Source organism: Ruegeria arenilitoris, assembly GCF_013035425.1.
GTDB lineage: Bacteria > Pseudomonadota > Alphaproteobacteria > Rhodobacterales > Rhodobacteraceae > Ruegeria > Ruegeria arenilitoris_A.
Genome location: NZ_WQHX01000002.1, coordinates 203,349 through 225,105, shown reverse-complemented (window position 1 = coordinate 225,105; position 21,757 = coordinate 203,349). Strand labels below are relative to the sequence as shown.

Genomic DNA, 21,757 nt, shown 5'->3' with positions numbered 1-21,757 from the left:
AAGGAGACCCCAAGTGCAGGCGAAATCGCGCAGTATTTCCGTCCGGCGGGACGATGCAAGTGTCATGGTACGGTTAATGTGGCTGACTATTGTCGGGGCTCTGATTGTTTTGGCACAAACAGTCGCTGCGCAAGCGCGCGGTGAAAGTCTGGCGCCGCTAGCGGAACAAATAAGCCCGGCGGTAGTGAATATTACAACCTCGACGCTCGTTGAAGGACAAACCGGCCCACAGGGGATCGTGCCGGAAGGCTCTCCTTTCGAAGATTTTTTCCGCGAATTTCAGGATCGTAATGGTGACGATGACAATCGCCCTCGCCGTAGCAACGCTTTGGGGTCAGGATTTGTCATTTCAGAGGATGGCTTCATCGTCACCAACAACCACGTGATCGCTGAGGCCGATGAAATTCTAGTGGAGTTTTTTCCGGGCGACGGACAGCCTGTCAAAGAGCTGCCCGCCAAAGTGATTGGAACCGATGAAAAAACGGACATCGCGCTGCTTAAGGTTGAAGCAACGGGACCTTTGAAATACGTGACGTTCGGTGACAGCGATACCGCGCGTGTGGGTGATTGGGTTATCGCAATGGGTAATCCCCTGGGTCAGGGTTTTTCAGTATCGGCAGGAATCGTTTCGGCAAGAAATCGTGCTTTGAGCGGGTCCTATGATGACTATATCCAAACCGACGCGGCTATTAACCGTGGAAACTCGGGCGGGCCCCTATTCAACATGGATGGAGAAGTAATCGGCGTTAATACCGCGATTCTGTCGCCTAATGGAGGGTCTATTGGGATCGGTTTTTCGATGGCGTCGAATGTGGTCATCAAGGTAGTTGACCAGCTGCGCGAATTTGGTGAAACGCGTCGAGGTTGGTTGGGCGTCCGAATTCAGGATGTGACCGAAGACATGGCAGAAGCGATGGGCTTGGATAAGCCTGGCGGAGCTTTGATCAGCGATGTTCCGGAAGGACCAGCTAAAGAGGCGGGACTGTTGGCAGGTGATGTCATCCTCAGCTTTGATGGCGTCGAGGTTGAAGACACGCGTGGGCTGGTGCGGCAAGTTGGTGAAACAACCGTTGGTAAGTCAGTGCGTGTCGTTGTGCACCGTGACGGAAGCACGCAGACCGTATTGGTTACACTGGGCCGCCGGGAAGATGCAGAACGTGTGGAAGAGGAAGAAGTCGAAGCGATAGAGGAGCAGGATGAAGAGAATAAGGACATTCTGGGTCTCACGGTTTCGCCACTGACTGAAACACTGCGCGAAGACATGGGTTTGGACCCTGAAATGGAGGGCTTGGTCGTTTCGAACGTCGACGAAGCCTCGGAAGCGTTTGCCAAAGGGTTGCGTGCCGGAGATGTGATCACCGAGGCTGGCCAACAAAAGGTAGCTTCGATCAGCGACCTGGAAGCTCGCATGGAAGAGGCAAGAGAAGCTGGCCGTAAATCTCTCCTTCTTCTTGTTCGACGCGGGGGTGAGCCACGGTTTGTTGCGTTGAGCCTGGAAGAATAGCGCTCTGTCCACGGTTAAGAAGCTATAGGTCGGGGCGATGGTTCCGACCTAGTTGACTTTAAGTGGGCCAGCAGTTTTTGAACCTTTGAAAAGTATAGAGCCATATGCCTGTAATGGCATATGGCTCCTGTACAGGGAGAGGTCGGTGGACAGATATCGGGGATGATAACCCGACCTCCTACGGTAACAGGAATCATCTTACTGCCGAAGCAGGCACAGGTATGTGAACCCGGTCACAGCCGGACGTTTCGTCAGATTAAGTCTGACTCCGCCAGCTGTTGAAGGGCGGCGATGTCGTGAATTTGAACACCTCCGCGCGAGGCCTCGACAACATTTATGCGTTTCCAGCCAGAAATAGTTTTGGACACAGCTTCTCTCGTTGCGCCGACAAATTCTGCCAGCTCACTCTGCGACAAGGTAATGCGCTGTGACGGGTCGTCTTGTAAATTTGCAAGGTGCAACAGCTTACGTGCCAATCGCACGGGCATTGGCAAGAAAACCTGCTCGTTCAATTGGCTTCCCATCCAACGCATCCTCAGTCCAGCAAGGCGGATCATATCGACCGCCAAATCAGGGTGTTGGCGAATCTGGTCCATCACGTCTTTCTGACGAACCCTTAGTACCCTAGACTTTTCAGCCGCAGTTACCGTTGCAGTTCGCGGTCCATTGTCGAAAAGCGCGATTTCTCCAAAAACCTCGCCAGGGCGCATCAAGCTAAGAGCCAGCTTTCGCCCGCTCATCGCTAGAAAGGAAACTTCCAACGTGCCGTCGAGAATTGCAAAAAGAGCGTCTCCTTCGTCGCCTTGCTCAAAAAGAACGTCACCGCGATTCAGAGTAAGCTCAGACGCTTGAGCGGCGAGCATCGAGCGCAGCCGTTCCGAAGCTTTCGAAAGGAATCCGCTGTTTGGAAATTCCATCATATGAGTGCGCGATTCTCTGCTAAAGTGGTGCCGGTGGTTACTCAACCTTCCACAGGTTGAACGCTAAGCCAAGGATTTTTCAAATTTCCTGCATTCTGCACCGGCGACAAAAACCGCTTATTGCTTGTCGGGGTCGTCCATATAGCTCTGCAACATGCTGAATTGCAGCATCAGAAATACCATCAGAGCGATAGGAAAGCCGAAGGTTTCGATCTTTACCCACAGATCGGTCGATAACGTGCGCCAGACCAACTCGTTGGCTGCCGCCAGAATTGCAAAGCATGCGCATAGACGACGCGTCAGAATCATCCAACCCTCATTTCTCATCGGCAACATCCCATCCAGCACATATGCCAGGTACGACTTACCTTGAAGCAGCCCAATGCCAAGTATGGCTGAAAAGAACCCATAGACCAGCGTGGTTTTCATTTTGAAAAACCGCTCGTCATTGAACCACGCGGTAAGCCCGCCGAAGAAAATCACCATAAACGCAGTGAAAATCTGCATTCTGCTAAGCTTACCCGTCAGCAGCCACAGAATACCCATCGCGCCCAGCATCAACGGCACAAAAATAACCGTTGCGACGATAAAGCCAGAGTATTCGACATTTCCGATTAGAAAGCTGTCATCACGCAGACGCAGGTAGATAAAGAAAAAGGCGAGTGGCGGACCAAGCTCTAACGCTTGTTTGAGAAAAGGGTTAATTTCTTTTTTGCCTGTCATGATCTGCGTCCTGCTGATTACCCGCCCATTTCAACTATTATTGCGCCGAGTGCAATCAATGCCATCAGTGCTATTCGTCTGGGACCCACGGTTTCCTTCAAAACCAACCAGCCAATCAGTGCAGCAAACACCGTCGACGTTTCCCGCAAAACTGCGGCTTCGCCAACTTTGTCCAATCGTGTCGCCAGCATGATCGATCCAAAAGAAAGTGGTGCGATAATGCCGCCTGAAACTCCGCGAAGCATTAGTGGGCCAAGCGTTGGGCGGTTGATCATGGCCCGCCACCTCAAAAACGCATAGATCGGCATCACGGCACCATCGATCATGAAAAACCAGGCTAGAAACGTGAAAGGGTCGGCTGTGGCGCGGATACCGTATGCATCGTAAGTGGTGTAAAGCGCCACGAATAATCCCGTTGCAATCGCTAGCGTCAAGGCGATCCCCAGAGTTTCCCGGTCGGTTTCCAGATATCGAAGGTTGTACGCGGCTAGCCCAAAGATTCCTGACAGCAGTACCAATACACCCAACCACTGCGTGCCGGAAAAAGTTTCCCCAAACAACAGATATGCGCCGATTACAGTAAATAAGGGTCCAGTGCCGCGTACAACAGGGTAGACCACCGTATAGGAGCCTTTTGTGTAGGCCAAGGCCTGCAGAGTCTTATAGGCAATGTGGATCAACCAAACCACGCCAAAGATGGGCCACATGTATGGTTCGGGCCAAGGCACCACGAACAGTGCAAATGGCGCGGCCATCAGGCAATAGCTGGCGTCGATAGCTCCGCGTGAAAGCCAGGGATCGTGGCGACCTTTTTGAAGAGCGCCGAAGACGGCGTGCAGAAAAGCCGCCATAACAGCAAGCAATAGTGCCAGCCTATGACCGGCATCGGTGCCTTCCAATGAGATCAGCCAGTCGCTCAATTTTCGCTTCTTTCGAATGATGACGGGTAATTGGGCCTGATAAATCGGGCCTCATGTGGTGCAATTCAGGTGAAGAATTTTATCAGCCCTGGTCAAGACCAGTAAGCGCGGCAGCGAACTCATCTGGATCGAATGGGGCGAGGTCGTCAATCTGCTCGCCAACACCAATCGCGTGAATGGGCAAGCCGAATTTATCCGCAAGTGCAACCAGAACACCACCTTTTGCTGTCCCGTCAAGTTTGGTCATTACAAGCCCCGACACGTCGGCTAGGTTGCGAAATGTTTCTACCTGGCTGAGCGCGTTTTGCCCGGTGGTCGCGTCCAGAACCAACAGAGTGTTGTGAGGGGCGGTTTCGTCCTTTTTGCGAATAACGCGGACAATCTTGGCCAGTTCTTCCATCAGGTCGGCACGATTTTGTAGACGGCCAGCAGTATCGATCATCAGCAAATCCGCTCCGTCTTCCTGTGCCTTGGTCAACGCGTCGAAAGCCAGGGAGGCTGGGTCACTTCCTTCGGGCGCGGTCAAAACCGGTACGCCAGCGCGGTCGCCCCAAACTTGCAGCTGTTCAACTGCTGCTGCGCGAAACGTATCACCGGCAGCGATGACCACTTTTTTTCCAGCATCCTTGAACTGGCTGGCGAGTTTTCCAATCGTAGTGGTTTTGCCTGATCCGTTGACACCGACAACCAAAACCACTTGCGGGCGCTTGGGATAGATCGGCATAGGTTTAGCGACTGGTTCCATAACCCTCGCAACTTCCTGTGCTAGTAGCTGCTTGATTTCGCGAGTAGAAAGTTTCCGGCCAAAACGCCCCTCGGCCATATTGGAGGTAACGCGCAGCGCGGTGTCTACACCCATGTCTGAGGCAATCAACAGCTCTTCAAGCTGTTCCAGCATATCGTCATCCAATGTTCGGCGAATTACCGTGTGATTTTCGTTTCGCCCAAACAGCCGGTTCAACACACCTTTAGGTTTTTCGACGGCCACTTCGGGCGGAGGCGGCGCGGGCATGGGATCAACTGGTTCAGGGGCTACTGGTTCAACAGGTTGCGTTGCAGGCGTCGTTTCGGGGACTTCCGGAACCGGTTGCGGCTCTGGTTCGGGGTCAGGAATGACGGGATCGGGCGAGACTGTTTCCTCGCCGCCTTCTTCGACAATTGCTTCAAGGCCTTGTTCAAGCCGGGAAGATGATTTGAACAACCGGTCCTTTAGCTTTGAGAAAAATGCCATTTACAGTCTCCGCAGGTGTTCCCTTCACCTAATGCGGATTTGCAGCGGTTGCAAAGGGTCCCGAATAGACGACCAAAAATTCTGTCTGTGCACAACAATAAAGCTGCCAGATCAGTTAAGTAGTTTGTTTCTGCGCCGGGTAGAGTCAAAGTAACAGAAACTCGTTGGTTGCAAGGTTTTAGTCCAAAGAGATAGACGTGACCGCCGCCAGCAAAGCAATTGGCGTTGAGGGATAGCATCTGACACTATGGCGACATGTTCAGAAACCTTGTGATTCTTGTCGCGCTGTCCACCCAGGGCGCAATGGCGCAAACTGCTCTGTCAGGGTCCGAGTTTGATGCCTATACACGAGGAAAAACTCTTTTTTATGGTTTTGGCGGAACGGTTTACGGCGTTGAACGTTATCTGCCCAATCGCCGTGTAATCTGGTCCTTTTTGGATGGTGATTGCCAAAATGGCGTTTGGTACGAACGAGATGGTCAGATTTGCTTTGTGTACGAAGACCGGCTGGATCCGCAATGCTGGGTTTTTACCCAAACCGAGAAAGGATTGGTTGCGCAGTTCGAAGGGGACCCATCGTCAACAGAGCTGTACGAGGCAGATGATTTAGGCGAAGAAATGATCTGCTATGGACCAGACGTAGGAGTCTAATAGCAAAGATGATTAATGCGTTTTGCACCTTCAGAAGCCTTGATGAGCTTAACGAGCGAATAACTCTGGAAGATTTTGACCAGCAACCTCAAATTTTATCGTTCCGAGCCAACTGTTTAACCTAGAATAATGAGCCTTGATCAGGCGGAGCAGGTTTTTGTTTTTTAGTAGCTGGTTTCGACGCTGTCGATCCGGTTGTCAGCTTTCCATCCGAAAACTCAATTTCAAGCACCTGGTGCCCAGCTGCCTGTGCCTTGGTTGTAATCAACTTATTTTCAGCCCTTACGACCGCGTAACCTCTGTCTAAGGTTGCCCGATAGCTAAGGGTTTCACGTAAGCGATCTGTTGCAACAAGTTGCTGCCGCATGCGCTCCAACCGCACAATTTGCGCCGCGTTCAATCGTTCTGAAAGACGAAGCAGCGCGTCGTTTTGCGCTCCCAACTCCCGTTCTAATGGTCGCCGAGAAAGGCGTGACGAAAGATTTCGCCATCTGTCTTTTCTGGTGTCGACCAAATTGCGCAGCGTCGAAGGGCGCAAATGAGCAGAAATATCCAACAGTTTGACGCGTCGGTTCTGCACGCCACGTAGCAAAGCGTTCGGTAGCCGTTCGGTGACCTGATCAAGCCGTTGACGGGGGTTGTCCAACAGGGCTTCGGCGCGAGGCAAGGCGCGCGACAAATCCCGCAACCGCTGGCTGCGACGTTGCACGGCATCAGCGGCCGAACGGGAAAGTCGGGCACCTTGTTCCCCTGTCCAGGCAAGCAATTCCATCCGCACCGGCACGGCCAGTTCAGCGGCTGCCGTTGGCGTCGGAGCACGGCGGTCTGATACGAAATCTATCAGGGTCGTGTCAGTTTCGTGACCCACGGCAGAGATCAACGGAATATCCGAAGCTGCAGCTGCGCGGGCTACGGCCTCTTCATTGAACCCCCATAAGTCCTCGATCGAGCCGCCGCCGCGTGCAACGATGATCAAATCTGGTCTTGGTAACGCACCACCGGGTGTAAGCTGGTTAAAGCCTTCGATGGCCCGCGCGACCTCTGGAGCGCAGTTGGCACCTTGGACGGCGACCGGCCAGATCAATACTTTGCGGGGAAAGCGGTCTCGCAACCGGTGCAAAATGTCGCGGATCACCGCGCCCGAAGGCGAGGTTACGACACCGATGATCTGCGGTAGATAGGGCAGGGGTTTCTTACGTTCTGGTGCGAACAATCCTTCGGTTTCTAGCTGTTTCTTCCGCTTTTCCAAAAGCGCCATTAATGCACCTTGGCCTGCGACAGCTACTTCTTCGACATTGAGGTTGTACTTGGACTGAGCGCCAAATGCGGTAAGACGCCCAGTAACGACGACCTCTAATCCTTCTTCGGGCACGACGGACAGGCCGCTGATTTGGCCTTTCCACGTGGTACAAGCCAGAACGTTCCGATCATCCTTGATGTCATAATACAAATGGCCCGAGCGCGCCTTAAACACACGACCGACTTCTCCGCGGACACGGATTCGGCCGAATGCACCTTCCAGTGTGCGCTTTACCTCACCGGATATGTCCGAGACTGTGTATTCAGGAGTGTTCTGACCCGGTGTCGGGTCGTCAAGCAAGTCGGACATATCAGCGCCTTGTGTCAGTTGCGCCCTCAGCTTAGAACGCCGCAGAGGCGAGGCCAAGCAGATCGGAGTGCATTTATGAACATCCTAATTCTCGGCAGCGGGGGGCGCGAACATTCGCTTGCCTGGGCGGTCATGCAAAACCCAAAATGCGACCGTCTGATTGTGGCTCCGGGGAATGCCGGGATTGCACAGATTGCCGATTGCGCCACGTTGGATATTGAAAACGGGGGCGCAGTCGTCAGCTTTGCCGAGGAAAACGCGATTGATTTCGTAATAATCGGTCCAGAAGCGCCCTTGGCAACTGGTGTCGCGGATCGCCTGCGCGAGGCTGGCGTCTTGGTATTCGGCCCTTCGGCAGATGCTGCACAGCTGGAAGCGTCAAAAAGTTTCACCAAGGAAATCTGCGATGCGTCTAACGCACCTACGGCGGCATACGCGCGTTTCACCGAAGCCGCACCAGCCAAGGACTACATCCGAAAACAAGGAGCGCCGATTGTGGTCAAGGCCGATGGCCTTGCTGCTGGAAAGGGCGTGATCGTCGCGATGGACGAAAAAACCGCTCTTAAAGCGATTGACGATATGTTCAGTGGTGTGTTCGGCGGAGCAGGCGCAGAAGTCGTGATAGAGGAGTTCATGGAGGGCGAGGAAGCGTCGCTGTTTGTCCTTTGCGACGGCACCGAGACTCTATCTATCGGTACAGCACAGGATCACAAGCGGGTAGGCGAAGGCGACACGGGGCTAAACACAGGCGGAATGGGAGCTTATTCCCCAGCCCCAGTATTGAGCGCAGAAATCGAAGCGCGGGCGATGGACGAAATAATTCGTCCGACGATAGCAGAGATGACGAAACGCGGCATGCCGTTTCAAGGTGTTCTATACGCGGGCCTTATGATCAAGGATGGCCAGCCTCGCCTGGTCGAATACAATGTTCGTTTTGGCGATCCCGAATGTCAGGTGCTGATGATGCGCCTCGGCGCACAAGTTCTTGATCTATTACAGGCTGCGGCAGAAGGCAGATTAAGCGAGACACAAGTCAACTGGGCGGATGATCACGCCATAACAGTAGTGATGGCGGCCAAGGGTTATCCGGGCGTGTATGAAAAAGGAACTGTTATTAAAGGGTTGGACGGCATTCCTGAAGATAGCCGGAACATGGTTTTTCATGCCGGGACAAAAGCTGTGGATGGCCAGGTTCTTGCCTCAGGGGGGCGTGTGCTGAATGTTACGGCCCGGGCTGATACCCTGCAGGAGGCCAAGGACCAAGCATATGCAATGATCGAAGATATTGATTGGCCAGAAGGTTTCTTTCGCGGCGATATCGGTTGGCGCGCGCTTTGACGAAGGATGCTGTTAAGGCTTTAAGGTGCTAGCTAAGATCAGCACTCCATAGCATTGATCAGGCTGTTTGGGCTTAAATAGGGACCTAGATCAGATTTTATCCACTTTCCCTTGTAAGTTACGCTGATAACCCGGGTCCAACTACCGTTTGCAAGTATCAGTTCCGGGGTGTTTTCGCAGTGGCGCAGACCGCCAGAAATATAGTCTTCGCCGATGCGGTGGTTGGTTAAATCGGGCAATGCAATAATTTCAGTTAGGTCGCCTTGTTTGAACCGCCAGATGCGAAGAGTTTTGGCGAGATGTGGACGGTCTACATATGCAATCTCGGTAAACCCGTCGCCGTCCAGATCGCCGGCACCGACAGGCGCCAGCCAGCGATAGCGTGTGCCGATATGCGGCGTTGCGGCAATCTTTTGCCCTTCCGCCCCGTATATTGCTAATTGAGCGCCTTTTTCTGCATGAGACTCAACAACGATAACTTCGGGCGAGCCATCGCTGTCGATATCGATCATACGGGGTGAGAGGTCCTCGAACACACGATCTTGGGGCAGGCGTACGGTTATCTTACGCCGGTTTTCGCCTGTAACCGTTGCGTCAACTGTTAGTTCGAGCGCGCCGTATTCTATGCCATCGCCCAGTACACCATGCGCGTATCGCGTTGTCGGTTCTGTGAACCGGGCTGCTGTTATTGTGTCAGCCAATGACGAATGCACCGCTGCCGCCGTCAAAAAGCACGACAATAGCCCTGCGCCACGCGTCAGTTTGCTGCGCCTACGCGCGGTTGGACGCGGCGCTTTTGAAAGCATCAGATCTGTTTTTCGGGCATCTGTACGATTAGGCCGTCCAATTCATCAGTGACCTTGATCTGGCAGGTCAGGCGCGAGCGTTCTGGATCTGGTTCATAAGCAAAGTCCAGCATGTCTTCTTCCATGTCGTCCTTGGCCGGGATTTTTTCGACCCAGTCTGGGTGGACATAGACGTGGCAGGTCGAGCAGGCGCACGCGCCGCCACAATCCGCCTCGATGCCGGGTATGTTGTTGTCGCGAGCCCCCTCCATAACGGTCAGGCCGTTTGCTACGTCGACAGTATGCTCGGTACCGCCATGCTCGACATAGGTGATCTTTGCCATTGCGTGCGTATTCCTTTTGCGATGTTCGGAGTCTTCCTTAGTCAACGCATTTGTCTCTTTCCAGCCTCATTTGCGACTCAGTACGCCGCGACTGGACTTTCCTTACATTTGTTCTATTTTTGTTCTCATGCTTGTTGTCCCCACTCGCCCCATAGTGTCAGATCGACACTGGCCACGCCCACCTGCGTGTTTACCCGCCCGTCAATTGGACGCGCCGCCAGAGGGCGCGCTTGTTACAGTGGCAGGGCTGGTGATCCTGCGGCAAAGGCCGGGGACGGCCAAGGGCGTGATCTTTGTCACACTTGAAGATGAAACCGGCATCGTAAACGTAGTGGTCTGGCGAAAGATCTATGAACGCTTCCGCCGGGCGGTAATTTCGGGACGCCTGTTACGGGTTACGGGCCGGATGCAGCGAGCACATTCGGTGACCCATGTGATCGCGGAAGAGATTGAGGATATCTCGGGAATGTTGGATGTGCTGGTGCAGGGAGAGGCGGGGGAAATACGCGACAAGAAGGAGCTTCGTCAAAACCCAAACATATGATAAAGTCTGAATAATACAGGCAAAACCAAAAGGCAGTACCTAAAAAAAAACGCTATCTATCCGGGGAGATGACGATATGAGACACTTGGCCATCGGTACTGTTGCTGTAACTTTGGCAGTTGGCGTCGGAGTGGGGTCATGGATTGAGCGAGCCGACATTTCGGTCGGCCATGTGCTTAAAAACACTTTTGACGCGTTATCTCCTGGAATGGCATTGGCAGATGAAACCGAACCGGAAATCTCGCCTATACAAGTACGAGACCGGCCGAGAGACGCATATTACCCCAATACAGAAGATCTGGACCCTAATGAGATGCGTGTTGTCGCATGCGGCACAGGCATGCCAACAACCCGAGCGGCGCAAGCCGCCGCGTGTTTTCTTGTAGAGCTTGGCAATGGCGACAAATTCTTCTTTGACATAGGCTCGGGTTCGTCCGAGCGAATATCCTCGCTTCAGATTCCATACAACTATCTAGACAAAGTCTTTGTTGGGCATCTTCACACAGACCATTTTGGTGCGTTGCACGAACTTTTCATCGGTGGCGCGCTGATGGGGCGGAACAGACCGCTGCGTGTTTGGGGCCCAAGCGGATCGGTGCCTGAACTTGGAACGGCAGCGGCAACCGACAGTATGAAAGACATGTTGCTGTGGGACCTTAGCGCACGAGTCGGAGCAACCGACCCACGTGGCTATCAGATGGATGTGACCGAGTTTGATTACAAAGGCGAAAACGAAATAATTTACGAAGAGAATGGTGTTGTCGTGCGAAGCTTCCCGGCAATTCATGGAATTGACGGGGCAGTTAGTTTTTCGCTCGAATGGAATGATCTCAAGTTTGTATACAGTTCAGATACTTATCCGAACAAGTGGTTCATCGAATATGCCAAGGACGCCGATATCGCAATTCATGAGTGCTTCATCGCGGTTCCTGACATTGTCGGTAAGCTAGGTTTCACACCGGAGTCTGCGCTTGAGGTTGGAACACAGATTCATACAGCACCTGAAGCATTCGGAAAGGTGATGTCTGAAATCCAGCCCAGAATCGCTGTCGCGTATCACTTCTTTAATGACTTCGACACCGCAGGAGGCGTAGAAGAGCGTATTCGCACGACCTATGACGGGCCGCTAAGTTTGGCCGAAGATTTCATGGTCTGGAATGTTACCAAGGACGATATCCGCGTGCGAATGGCTGTAACCGAGGAACACACCTGGTCGCCACCACTTTCCGAACCACCAATTCCACCAGGAGAAAATGACCGACAGACCTTTGCCGAGAAACAGGGAATACCAGTTGAGTCGGTTGGGTTTTCGGACTTTATCGAAGGTGGGAAGTGGGATGTAGACGACGCGCTGCGGCCGATATACGAACAAGCCAGCGAAGCATTGGGCAGAGACTTTCCATATCCCGGCGATTAATCAGTTTTATCACTTTGTGGAATGGTTAGGGGCCGCTCTGGTAGTTGTTCGGCCAAAATTCAATCGAATTGGCGTTTGAACACGCTGTTTGTTATGAAAATTGGTGACATCGGTCGAGATGCCACCAATTCAACGAAACTACTTGCGTCTGTTTGCCTATTTAAACGCGACCAAGGGGTCGTGGTCCATCGTTCTATCGCCTAGCGCACTCAGGCATATTTTGAGAAAAACATGTCAATTTCAGAAAGGTTGAACTCATTCATAATGCAAGCAGCCAAAAGCACACGTGATTTTGCGGGATTGAGACAACGTGAACCAATCAATCCAGCAACCGCATTTTGCGATAGTGCAGCAGTAGGGCCAATGGTGGCCCTCGACGACATAACGATCGGGATACCTGCTTCCCTGGCTTGGTTCAGTTCTCTTCTTTGTTCTGGTGTTGCGTATCCGGGAGCGAGCCCGGCAACAACGATTCCTGCCGCACCATTAGCAAGCGCTGCACGTATCTGCGCTCCGTCAGCCCCAGCATATGACATGACGATTTCAACGCGAGGCCATTCTGCGCCGCTTCTCCATTCCAGTGCTGGATGTCTTGGCGGAGAAGTTCTACGAAAGACTAACGACGCCCCTTCGACCCTACCGACCTCCCCCGCAGGTTCAGACTGAAACGCATTCAATCCAAAATTACTAATCTTAGTGACGTCAGCAGCTGTATGGATGCCGCCGTCGATGACGACAAGAACGCCGCGGCCACGAGCGTCTATGATGGAGGCGACTTTCAGGGCGCTCCAGAAATTGTATGCGACATCGGACGAAAGCGTTCCGTTCGGACGCTGCGCCCCGGTAAAAACAATGGGAACGTCCGCGCTCGAGAAAAGATCAATAGCGAACGCCGTCTCTTCTAAAGTCCCAGTCCCGTGGGTTATTACGATGCCGTCGGTCTGGTTTTGAACACCGGAAATTTCTGCCAGCAACCTGCCCCAAAACGGTGGACCAATTTCTGTACTGGAAACAGGGTCAAAGTCACTGAACGTTAGTTTGAAATCAGTTTTCTCATCCACGATTAACGATAGCAATTCTTTGCTGTTAACGCGCTTCCCAGACAAAGGGTAATTCAAGTAGTCGATTGTTGTCGCGCCAACAGACGAAATTGTTCCGCCTGTTCCGATAACGTGAACCTTTGGTAACATAGAGAAATGCTCTCACTAGGTTGATAATCCAGAATTGCCAACATCGAAAGAATGACAATTCTATTAAGGTGGTTGAAGAAATTTGAAATCGTTAGTTTTCGCCACCGCTAAAACAAGATCTCTCGCGCCTGTTTGCTCCTTTGATTGGCACGAACTTTGGCATGTATTGTGGAACTAGTTGCTTTCCTCCCCGCAGGCTTGCCCGGCTCCAGAACGACAAATCAGCAATAAAGAACATGCCACCAACGACGACCTCATTTTGAGCCAATCGACGGTAAAGCGGGCCGTATAACCCCGTGACTTCTGCCCTGTCGCGAAGTTTGGTGTATGGCAAATGCCGTGGCATATCGAGTTGAGGGGCATATTTCTAGAAACGGTACACTCGGGCGATCATTAGGCAGTTACTACCCGACTGCCGCGTTATTACTGCTCGAATACAACTTTCTCATGCTGTGTTTCGCTAAAAGGCCGACCGCACTTGCAGGCCAGGTACATTAAAGTCGCGCCGCTCTTAAAGGCCGAGATCGTAGTACCATCCTGACCGTCGGGATAGACAATTTTAGGTATCCAATTGATTGGGATGACATTTGGAGTTTTGGGTCGGTTAGTTCACCTTTGCCGGTATTGATCAGATGGATTTGATAAAGAAATTCCATTTCTTCCAGTGCGAAGGATGTTTTCCAATCTTTCGGCGTGACCCAGAAGTACAGGTCGATCACGCCATTTCCCCAAATACTGAGATCATCAGGCTTTCTGTGCAAACGGCAGGAGCTTTTGCGGTCGAGGCAGCGCAAAAAGCCGGGACCAACGTCTTTGATGATACGACGGCAGACCGTCACGCAAGTCTCCCAGACTTATTCGTTCAGGATTGCGTAGTAGTGCATTGTATAAGCGCAACAAACCGGGCCGTGTGTAGCTGGACCAATGGCAGATTCGGCGCTGTGGGGCCGCGACAGGAAAAGCAAGATTGGACAAATGATCAAGGGTGGCTGGGCAATCGATCTGCAGGGTCACGGCGTTTTTCGCCTGTATCCCCGAACCAATACTCCGGTCGCCGAGGGTAGGAGGTTGAATAATTCGTTCGTATAGAAAATCGAACAGGTCGTTTTCCCTACTAGTGATGTTTATCAACTCTGCTTGATGACCGGCTGGAGTGAGCAAGGCCCGTAAGGTGCGAGACCGATATGCCGCGCCTGTCATGGAGATTATTCGACGTATTGCTCCGGGTTGGATGTGATGCAAAGCTTCGAGCGCGAGTTCCACGCCCATTGAATGACCAATAAAATGAATCGGTCTGTCGTGGTGGCAATGGTGCAATTCGTTGATGACTTTAGCAAGAACACGCCCTGCTGCTAATGCACGGCTACGTGTTTTCCAAAGTGGTCCGCTGGCATCCCAGCCAAAAGCAAGAGCCAATCCTTCATTTTCGAACCCCGCACCGAACCCAAGCTGTTGTGGCCAACTGGGACAGCTATCGCCCTGCATCCGTGGCTGCAGAGAAAGAATGTGGCGGTGTGGGCAGGTTTTGCGATTGTAAGGTTGATACTTGAAACCGTGGGTCATGATGATGACAGGCCCGGGAATATTGCGCAGCTGCCGTAATACGCTGGTTGTCGATCTCGGGCTGCAGTGCAACTGGGCTTGGCCATTTACGGCATTGATCCTGATAACTGGCATTGTCGTGCCTCACACAAGATGTTGTGGTGCTCGTTTTTCACAACACCATGACGTTTAGATGAAGGCACGGTTACAGAACCGTGACGAAACCGCGCGAAAGCTTGACGACAACTGTGCTGAGGCGTATGGGCAACAAGGGACTACGTGGCGATTTGTTACCGGATTGCGGGCCACGTTAAACAACGCCGCTAAAAGGTCAGGATGAAAGACCCCTTTCGCTTGGCCGCGTCTGGGGTTTTTTGTTTGCCTCACGAATAGAGGCTGAAAGGAATGACATGAGCCAAAGCTGGAACAAACGCACGCAAGCCGTCCATGGCGGAACTAGGCGCAGCCAATATAATGAGGTCAGCGAAGCGATCTTTCTGACCCAAGGATTTGTCTATGAAACGGCCGAACAGGCCGAAGCCCGCTTTTTGGAGTGCGGCCCTGATGAGTTCATATACGCGCGGTATGGCAACCCTACGGTTTCAATGTTCGAAAAACGCATCGCCGCTTTGGAGGGCGCCGAGGATGCATTTGCTACGGCCTCGGGGATGGCGGCGGTGAATGGGGCGCTTGTTTCAATGTTGAAAGCAGGTGATCACGTTGTTTCGGCTAGGGCCTTGTTCGGCTCTTGTCTATACATTCTGGAAAATATTCTGACCCGGTACGGTGTAGAAGTGACTTTCGTCGACGGTACGGATTTGGAGCAGTGGAAATCAGCCATTCGCCAAAACACCAAGGCTGTTTTCTTTGAATCAATGTCGAACCCCACGCTGGAAATCATTGATATAGAAGCAGTTTCAAAGCTGGCTCATGCGGTCGGTGCGCAGGTTATTGTGGACAATGTGTTTTCGACCCCGGTGTTTTCCCGCGCAATTGAACAGGGCGCTGACGTAGTTGTGTATTCTGCGACCAAGCACATCGATGGGCAGGGCCGTGCTCTGGGTGGCGTGATCATTGGATCGGAAGAGTTTATTCGGGGCACCGTTGAGCCATATCTCAAACATACAGGTGGGGCGCTTAGTCCATTCAATGCGTGGGTCATGCTGAAGGGCTTAGAAACGATTGCTTTGCGAGTGAATGCACAGGCCGAGACTGCGATGGCCATTGCCGAGACATTCGAAAACCATCCGGCCCTAGAGCAAATGATGTACCCGGGATTGAAAAGCCATGCTCAGAACGCTTTGGTTCAGTCTCAGCTTGGAGGCAAGGGTGGGACAGTTCTATCGATGGATATCAAAGGCGGCAAAGGGGCAGCGTTTGCGTTTTTAAATACCCTTGCAATCCCAGTCATTTCGAACAACCTGGGTGATGCGAAATCGATAGCGACCCATCCAGCAACCACAACGCATCAACGTCTGAGCGAAGCTCAAAAAGACGAACTGGGTATCACACCCGGGCTTATTAGGTTTTCGGTTGGCTTGGAAGATTCGGCTGATTTAATTGCAGATATTGAGCGTGCACTCGACGTGTCCCAAAAATAAGATTGGATCCGCTAAATGGCCCTGGCTGTTCGGCGGGTCGCAAAAATGGTAGGGTACCGTTGAAAATAATAGTCGATCTAACGCAAGTTTTTCCGATCCGATTAGGTGGCTTATGCGTATCGAAGTGGACTGGCATAAGAACTGAAACCGCTTATATTCCAGCGGCGAGACAAGGATACCCTGCCTATGAACGTGCATCCCCGTGAACTTGACGAGACACCTGACCGTGACGAAGCGGAAGCTGCGCTAAAAGTGTTGCGCAAGTGGGCAGTTAAAGCGTCGGACACCGAAATCAGTCAGCTGGACCCTGCTGTTTCACGTCTGATCCCGGGGCTTTCTCCGCTAAATTACCCAGATCTCTCAAGAAATTACCCGGAAGAGTTCAACATAGATGAAGTTTACAAGGCTTCTTTGCCTGACTTGCAGAACGGGCCATCAAGCCTGATCCGCGGTGCAAAGCAGCAAATCCAGCACGTTGGAATTTCGAATTTCCGCCTACCGATTCGATTTCACCGAAAACATGGGGATGATCTAACGCTCGAGACATCTGTCACAGGGTCAGTCAGCCTTGAAGCTGAAAAAAAGGGAATAAACATGTCCCGTATCATGCGTTCTTTTTATAAGCACGCAGAGCGGACCTTCAGCTTTGAAGTAATGGAAGCAGCGCTCAATGATTACATGACCGATTTGGACAGTATGGACGCTCGAATTCAGATGCGGTTTTCCTATCCTGACCAAGTGGCAAGCCTACGGTCAGGCCTAATGGGTTATCAGTATTATGATATCGCCCTGGAATTGATTGAAACGGGCGGCCAACGCCTAAAGATCATGCACCTCGACTATGTGTACTCATCGACGTGCCCGTGTTCGCTGGAACTGAGCGAACATGCGCGGTCGACACGTGGTCAATTGGCCACTCCACATTCTCAACGATCTGTCGCGCGAATTTCAGTTGTAGTTGATTGCGACGCAGATTGCTTATGGTTCGAAGATTTGATTGCCTTGTGCCGCCGCGCCGTGCCGACAGAAACGCAAGTAATGGTCAAGCGAGAAGACGAACAGGCATTCGCAGAATTGAATGCTGCCAATCCAATTTTCGTTGAGGATGCGGTAAGGCTGTTCTGTGCCGAATTGCAGGCTGACCACCACGTCGGAGATTTTCGTGTTATCGCAAGTCACCAAGAAAGCCTTCATAGCCACGACGCGATATCGATTCTGACTGAAGGTCCAACCTTCGAATCGGTCAGTGTGGACCCTCGCTTGTTCATGACTTTCTTTCACGTTGGTTAACATCTACGCAGAACCTTTTGTGATCTGGTTGTAATTTCCGCATTTGGCGTTTTTTTGCCGCAGTGCAGCAAGAATTGCTGCGTATGCTGCGACATTGGCGTAAAAGAAACCACGAAAGCAGTTGCTGCGCCGTTGCAAATAGTCCGAGTGAAAAGACTCACGACGAAATTCTGAGGTGCAGCCTTAGAGGAAACCGGTACGTGAATGGCCTTGGACCGCGACTCTGCGTATCAGCCCGATCAATCAGGGCAGCAGAAGTCTTTTCTCTAATTGCTCGCTTCACCTTTTTCACAGGAGAGACTCGCAATGAATCCTATTTCCCAACCGCTTGAGTTCCAGGCTGCCGCGTTCCGGGTCGCGGGATATGCAATGGTAAGCCACTTGAAGATCATGCAGATTATGGCGCGTTCCGCTTTTGATCTGCCTATGGCGCCTGTGCATGCGTTGCATGCTGCTTCGTCGACTTCTGGGTCGGTAAAACCAAAACCGATACCACAAAAAGCTACTTCCAAACCGAAGCCTGCAACTGTCAGAGCTAAGGTAAACCCATCAAAACAAGTGAAACAAACAATGGCTTCTAAACCGAAGTTAGCAGCTAGTCCCAAACCAAAAGCTGAGTTGAGCAATAGAAAATCTGCAGTGAAGGAAACACCAAAGGCTGCTCCATCTGCGAACAAGACCAAAGCGGCGACAGCGACCAAACGATCGTCGGTTGCCAAAATTGAGACTGTCCCGCCCAAACCTGCGCAGGCGGCTAACAAACCAAAGACAAAGGCGGTCTCTCCGACGGTCAAAGCAGTTTCAGGAGACAAATCCGCATCGGCAAAACCAGCCACTGCTAAGCGAGTGCCTGCGGCCTCAAAACCTGTGTTCACGACCACTAAGCAAGCGACCACGGCATCAGTTTCCATGCCATCGACGCCAAAATCTGTTGAGTCATCCAAATCTGAAGAGGCGCATAAAACCGCCATGCGGAGGACGCGGGCTCCTTCCAAACCACCTGCAATGCCAGCAAAAACGGCAAAATCGGACGACTAATCCGATATCACCCGCTTGACACCGTCGGGTAGGCGCGCCAACCCTGCGCGTGATGATGGACTTTCGCCCGGTCGGATATGTGATTGGCCTGCTGGTCGCCATTCTAGGGGCGACCATGCTGTTGCCTATGCTTGCGGACCTGATCGAGGGTCGAGGGGAATGGCACGTTTTCTTTGAAAGCGCAGTCATCACTATGCTGACGGGTGTCATTCTCGCAGTAAGTTGCTCAAATGGCGTAGGCGAAGGGTTGACCATTCGACAAACGTTTCTGTTGACCACAGGCGTTTGGGTCGCGCTGCCAGTTTTTGGTGCCATACCGTTTCTGTTTGGTGAAACAGAGTTTCGTTTCGTTGACGCCTATTTTGAGGCGATGTCTGGTTTGACCACAACCGGTTCAACCGTGATCTCGGGGCTGGAAAATATGCCAAGAGGTTTGTTGTTATGGCGTGGTCTTCTTCAGTGGTTGGGCGGTATCGGTATCATCGTTGTAGCAATGGTTTTCTTGCCCGAACTGCGTGTGGGTGGAATGCAGATCTTCCGGTCGGAAGGTTTTGAAACAATGGGGAAAATCCTACCGCGTGCGCAAGAGATCGCAGGCCAGATATCCATGATATACGTGTCACTGACGGTGGTGTGTGCCTTGGTATATGCCGGACTCGGGATGAATTTTTTCGACGCAACGGTACACGCAATGACGACGATCGCCACTGGCGGGTTTTCGAATTATGACAGCTCCTTTGCAGTGTTTTCAGGGGCAACGGAATACGCGGCGGCGATCTTTATGATCCTCGCAGCGTTGCCATTTGTGCGCTATGTGCAACTGGCAAATGGTCATACGACGTCGCTGTTTGAGGATAGTCAGGTTCGAGGGTTCTTGGTGACCGTTTCCGCACTCGTTCTTATCATGACGGTATTTCTGACATCGGTGTTTCCGCATCATTGGGAACAAGCGCTACGTGAGTCCCTGTTCAATATAACGTCGATCATTTCAGGGACGGGCTATGCCAGTGTCGACTACATGGGGTGGGGTAGTTTTCCTGTTATGTTGTTTTTTCTCATCGGGCTAATCGGAGGCTGCGCCGGTTCAACCGCCTGTTCGATCAAGATATTCCGCTACCAGTTGTTGATCGCGTCGATCAAAACCCAAATCAACCGGATCAGGACACCGCATGGTGTTTTCATGCCTACTTATGACGGGCGTCCGATCAGCCGGGATGTTCTGACATCTGTCATGAGCTTTTTCATGTTTTTCGTTCTTTCGCTGGGAGTTCTGTCTTGGGCCCTCGCGTTGACGGGGCTGGATTTCATTACTTCGGTGTCGGGCGCTGCAACTGCGTTGGCAAATGTTGGTCCCGGGCTGGGCGACCAGATAGGTCCAGCTGGGAACTTTGCTGGTTTAAACGACACGGCCAAGTGGCTGCTGACCATTGGTATGTTGGTTGGACGTCTGGAGTTGCTGGCCGTCTACGCAATCTTTACCGTCCAGTTCTGGAGAAGATAATGAAAAGACCCCTGGGCGCGCAAATCTCGCACGCACTGAAAGACCGTGGCGTAGACGTCATCTTTGGTATTCCCGGTGTCCACAATCAGGAAATGTACCGAGGGATTGAAGAAGCCGGGATCAAGCACGTACTGGCCCGTCATGAGCAGGGGGCAGGCTTTATGGCTGATGGCTATGCACGCGCGACTGGAAACCCCGGCGTGGCTTATGTCATTACTGGTCCGGGTTTATGCAATATCATGACACCAATTGGTCAAGCATACAGCGACTCGGTTCCGATGCTGGTGATCTCGTCCTGCCTTGACGAAACGCAATTGCAACGCGGGCAACTGCACCAAATGAAGGATCAACGCGGTGCGGCAGAAACGGTCGCAGATTGGTCCTGTCAGGCGAATGACGCAAAAGCTGCCTATGGCTTAATTGAGAGGGCTTTTGAGGAATTCGAACTTTCTCGTCCCCGGCCAAAACACATTCAGGTCCCGATTGCCCGGCTTGAAGCCGAGGCCGACCCACCGCCGTTTCCCAACCAGCCGGGATTGCATACAAAGGCTCTGCCGCCTGATATCGCACCAGTTCTGTCGCTGTTGAATATCTCGCGGCGGCCTTTGTTCATTCTGGGCGGCGGAGCGCGTTCGAACCTTTGGCGGCAAATTCTCACGCAATTGGGTGCTGCATGCTTCACCACTTATGCCGGACGCGGAATGGCCGGCTCGGGCTATGCGTTGGATTTTGGGGCGACGCTGCCTCGGCCTGGTAGCGCCGAAATTATCGCTTCAGCAGATCTTGTTGTTGCTGTAGGTGCGGAATTGGCGGAAGTGGACCTGTGGAGAACCCACTTGGGAAACTCTGCCCATCTTGTCCGGATCGATCTGGATCCTGAGGTGCTTGCCGATCGACATCGGGCATCAGTCAAGCTTCAGGCGGATGGCGAGAGTTTCGCGCAGGCTTTGTGGGCAGTTGCAGAGCAGGTCAAACCCGCAACTGGCTGGACGTCCCGTGAAGTTGCAGAAGTGCGTACCCGTTGGCGTACAGAAGTTGATGCTGAACGACCGGGCATTGTCCCGGTGGTGGATGCGTTGCGTGCTGCAATACCGGCAGACACAATGATCTATTCCGACATGACCCAGTTTGCTTATGTTGCCAAAGAGGTATGGGACATGGCTTATCCATACCACTGGCATCATCCCACTGGTTTTGGCACTTTGGGTTATGCTTTGCCAGCGGGCATAGGCGGGGCAGTCGCCAGAAGCGGTAAACCAACCGCTGTAATCGCGGGAGATTACGGATTTCAATATACTTTGCAGGAACTGGGAACCGCCGTCGAGCTGGGTCTGTCGTTACCGATTATCGTTTGGGACAACGGCAAATTGAAAGAAATCGAAGATAGTATGGTTCGGGGGCAGATTGCGCCCAATGCTGTGGTCGCGCGTAATCCAGATTTCTGCAAGCTTGCAGAGGCGTTTGGGGCTCGGTCTGCTGAACCTGAAAGCTTGCGGAATATGCAGGCGGCTGTACGCGATGCGTTCGATGCTCCTGTTCCAACATTGATCCGTGTTAAAACGGATATTCTTTAGCGGGTGATTAGTTCAGGCGCCGCCATTGGGCAGCG

The 21,757-nt window shown here is 52.4% G+C and carries 19 protein-coding genes and 1 riboswitch; of the genes, 9 read left to right on the top strand and 10 right to left on the bottom strand.

The window, feature by feature from the left end:
• Positions 1-64 precede the first annotated feature (64 nt).
• The gene (locus tag GOV45_RS06675) at positions 65-1,504 is read left to right on the top strand and encodes a Do family serine endopeptidase (protein WP_174823614.1); all 1,440 of its coding nucleotides are present in this window, start codon (positions 65-67) and stop codon (positions 1,502-1,504) included.
• A 251-nt stretch (positions 1,505-1,755) separates the two neighbouring features.
• Here GOV45_RS06675 and GOV45_RS06670 read toward each other — a convergent pair whose 3' ends face one another.
• The 4 genes from GOV45_RS06670 to ftsY form a co-directional block, all read right to left on the bottom strand.
• Positions 1,756-2,424 carry a Crp/Fnr family transcriptional regulator gene (locus GOV45_RS06670; RefSeq protein WP_170475782.1) on the bottom strand — a complete coding sequence of 223 codons (669 nt, stop codon included), beginning with the start codon at positions 2,422-2,424 and terminating at the stop codon, positions 1,756-1,758.
• A gap of 117 nt (positions 2,425-2,541) precedes the next feature.
• The gene (locus GOV45_RS06665) at positions 2,542-3,147 is read right to left on the bottom strand and encodes an inner membrane-spanning protein YciB (protein ID WP_170475780.1); all 606 of its coding nucleotides are present in this window, start codon (positions 3,145-3,147) and stop codon (positions 2,542-2,544) included.
• A gap of 17 nt (positions 3,148-3,164) precedes the next feature.
• Positions 3,165-4,067, bottom strand: coding sequence for an EamA family transporter (locus tag GOV45_RS06660; RefSeq protein WP_170475778.1), 903 nt, complete (start codon positions 4,065-4,067; stop codon positions 3,165-3,167).
• Between the two features lie 82 nt (positions 4,068-4,149).
• A complete protein-coding gene (gene ftsY, locus GOV45_RS06655) occupies positions 4,150-5,298 on the bottom strand; it encodes a signal recognition particle-docking protein FtsY (protein WP_170475776.1) in 1,149 nt (382 codons plus the stop codon).
• Positions 5,299-5,553: 255 nt separating this feature from the next.
• Between ftsY and GOV45_RS06650 the strand changes: the two genes are divergently transcribed.
• Positions 5,554-5,949, top strand: a complete 396-nt coding sequence (locus tag GOV45_RS06650) for a hypothetical protein (protein WP_170475774.1) — start codon at positions 5,554-5,556, stop codon at positions 5,947-5,949.
• A gap of 121 nt (positions 5,950-6,070) precedes the next feature.
• Here the strand turns inward: GOV45_RS06650 and xseA are convergent, their stop codons facing one another.
• On the bottom strand, positions 6,071-7,558 hold the full coding sequence (gene xseA / locus GOV45_RS06645) for an exodeoxyribonuclease VII large subunit (protein ID WP_170475772.1): 1,488 nt from the start codon (positions 7,556-7,558) through the stop codon (positions 6,071-6,073).
• A 75-nt stretch (positions 7,559-7,633) separates the two neighbouring features.
• On the opposite strand from xseA, the gene purD reads away from it, so the two are divergent.
• Positions 7,634-8,896, top strand: a complete 1,263-nt coding sequence (purD, locus tag GOV45_RS06640; protein ID WP_170475770.1) for a phosphoribosylamine--glycine ligase — start codon at positions 7,634-7,636, stop codon at positions 8,894-8,896.
• A 38-nt stretch (positions 8,897-8,934) separates the two neighbouring features.
• On the opposite strand, the gene GOV45_RS06635 is transcribed toward purD, so the two are convergent.
• Together GOV45_RS06635 and GOV45_RS06630 are read right to left on the bottom strand one after the other, a co-directional pair.
• Positions 8,935-9,702: an FG-GAP repeat domain-containing protein gene (locus tag GOV45_RS06635; protein ID WP_170475768.1), complete on the bottom strand. Its 768-nt coding sequence runs from the start codon at positions 9,700-9,702 to the stop codon at positions 8,935-8,937.
• Entirely contained in the window at positions 9,702-10,025 is a 324-nt protein-coding gene (locus GOV45_RS06630) for a 2Fe-2S iron-sulfur cluster-binding protein (RefSeq protein WP_170475766.1), read from the bottom strand. The genes GOV45_RS06635 and GOV45_RS06630 overlap by 1 nt, the downstream gene beginning before the upstream one ends.
• Before the next feature lie 127 nt (positions 10,026-10,152).
• Here GOV45_RS06630 and GOV45_RS06625 point away from each other — a divergent pair, with 127 nt between their 5' ends.
• Together GOV45_RS06625 and gntH are read left to right on the top strand one after the other, a co-directional pair.
• Positions 10,153-10,569 (top strand): OB-fold nucleic acid binding domain-containing protein, encoded by a 417-nt coding sequence (locus GOV45_RS06625; protein WP_170475764.1) that lies wholly within the window; start codon positions 10,153-10,155, stop codon positions 10,567-10,569.
• A 76-nt stretch (positions 10,570-10,645) separates the two neighbouring features.
• Positions 10,646-11,986 (top strand): guanitoxin biosynthesis MBL fold metallo-hydrolase GntH, encoded by a 1,341-nt coding sequence (gene gntH / locus GOV45_RS06620; RefSeq protein ID WP_170475762.1) that lies wholly within the window; start codon positions 10,646-10,648, stop codon positions 11,984-11,986.
• A gap of 209 nt (positions 11,987-12,195) precedes the next feature.
• On the opposite strand, the gene GOV45_RS06615 is transcribed toward gntH, so the two are convergent.
• Both GOV45_RS06615 and GOV45_RS06610 read right to left on the bottom strand, forming a co-directional pair.
• Positions 12,196-13,176, bottom strand: a complete 981-nt coding sequence (locus GOV45_RS06615; protein WP_170475760.1) for an asparaginase — start codon at positions 13,174-13,176, stop codon at positions 12,196-12,198.
• 744 nt (positions 13,177-13,920) lie between these two features.
• Positions 13,921-14,739, bottom strand: coding sequence for an alpha/beta hydrolase (locus tag GOV45_RS06610; protein WP_254447931.1), 819 nt, complete (start codon positions 14,737-14,739; stop codon positions 13,921-13,923).
• 248 nt (positions 14,740-14,987) lie between these two features.
• Positions 14,988-15,065: riboswitch (SAM riboswitch) on the top strand.
• A 63-nt stretch (positions 15,066-15,128) separates the two neighbouring features.
• Between GOV45_RS06610 and metZ the strand changes: the two genes are divergently transcribed.
• Together metZ and folE2 are read left to right on the top strand one after the other, a co-directional pair.
• Positions 15,129-16,319 carry an O-succinylhomoserine sulfhydrylase gene (gene metZ / locus GOV45_RS06605; RefSeq protein WP_170475756.1) on the top strand — a complete coding sequence of 397 codons (1,191 nt, stop codon included), beginning with the start codon at positions 15,129-15,131 and terminating at the stop codon, positions 16,317-16,319.
• 186 nt (positions 16,320-16,505) lie between these two features.
• Positions 16,506-17,609, top strand: coding sequence for a GTP cyclohydrolase FolE2 (gene folE2, locus GOV45_RS06600; RefSeq protein ID WP_170475754.1), 1,104 nt, complete (start codon positions 16,506-16,508; stop codon positions 17,607-17,609).
• A gap of 266 nt (positions 17,610-17,875) precedes the next feature.
• On the opposite strand, the gene GOV45_RS06595 is transcribed toward folE2, so the two are convergent.
• The gene (locus GOV45_RS06595) at positions 17,876-18,580 is read right to left on the bottom strand and encodes a hypothetical protein (protein ID WP_170475752.1); all 705 of its coding nucleotides are present in this window, start codon (positions 18,578-18,580) and stop codon (positions 17,876-17,878) included.
• Positions 18,581-18,699: 119 nt separating this feature from the next.
• Here GOV45_RS06595 and GOV45_RS06590 point away from each other — a divergent pair, with 119 nt between their 5' ends.
• Together GOV45_RS06590 and GOV45_RS06585 are read left to right on the top strand one after the other, a co-directional pair.
• Positions 18,700-20,148: a TrkH family potassium uptake protein gene (locus tag GOV45_RS06590; RefSeq protein ID WP_170475750.1), complete on the top strand. Its 1,449-nt coding sequence runs from the start codon at positions 18,700-18,702 to the stop codon at positions 20,146-20,148.
• Positions 20,148-21,722 (top strand): thiamine pyrophosphate-binding protein, encoded by a 1,575-nt coding sequence (locus GOV45_RS06585; RefSeq protein ID WP_170475748.1) that lies wholly within the window; start codon positions 20,148-20,150, stop codon positions 21,720-21,722. The genes GOV45_RS06590 and GOV45_RS06585 overlap by 1 nt, the downstream gene beginning before the upstream one ends.
• Positions 21,723-21,757 lie beyond the last annotated feature (35 nt).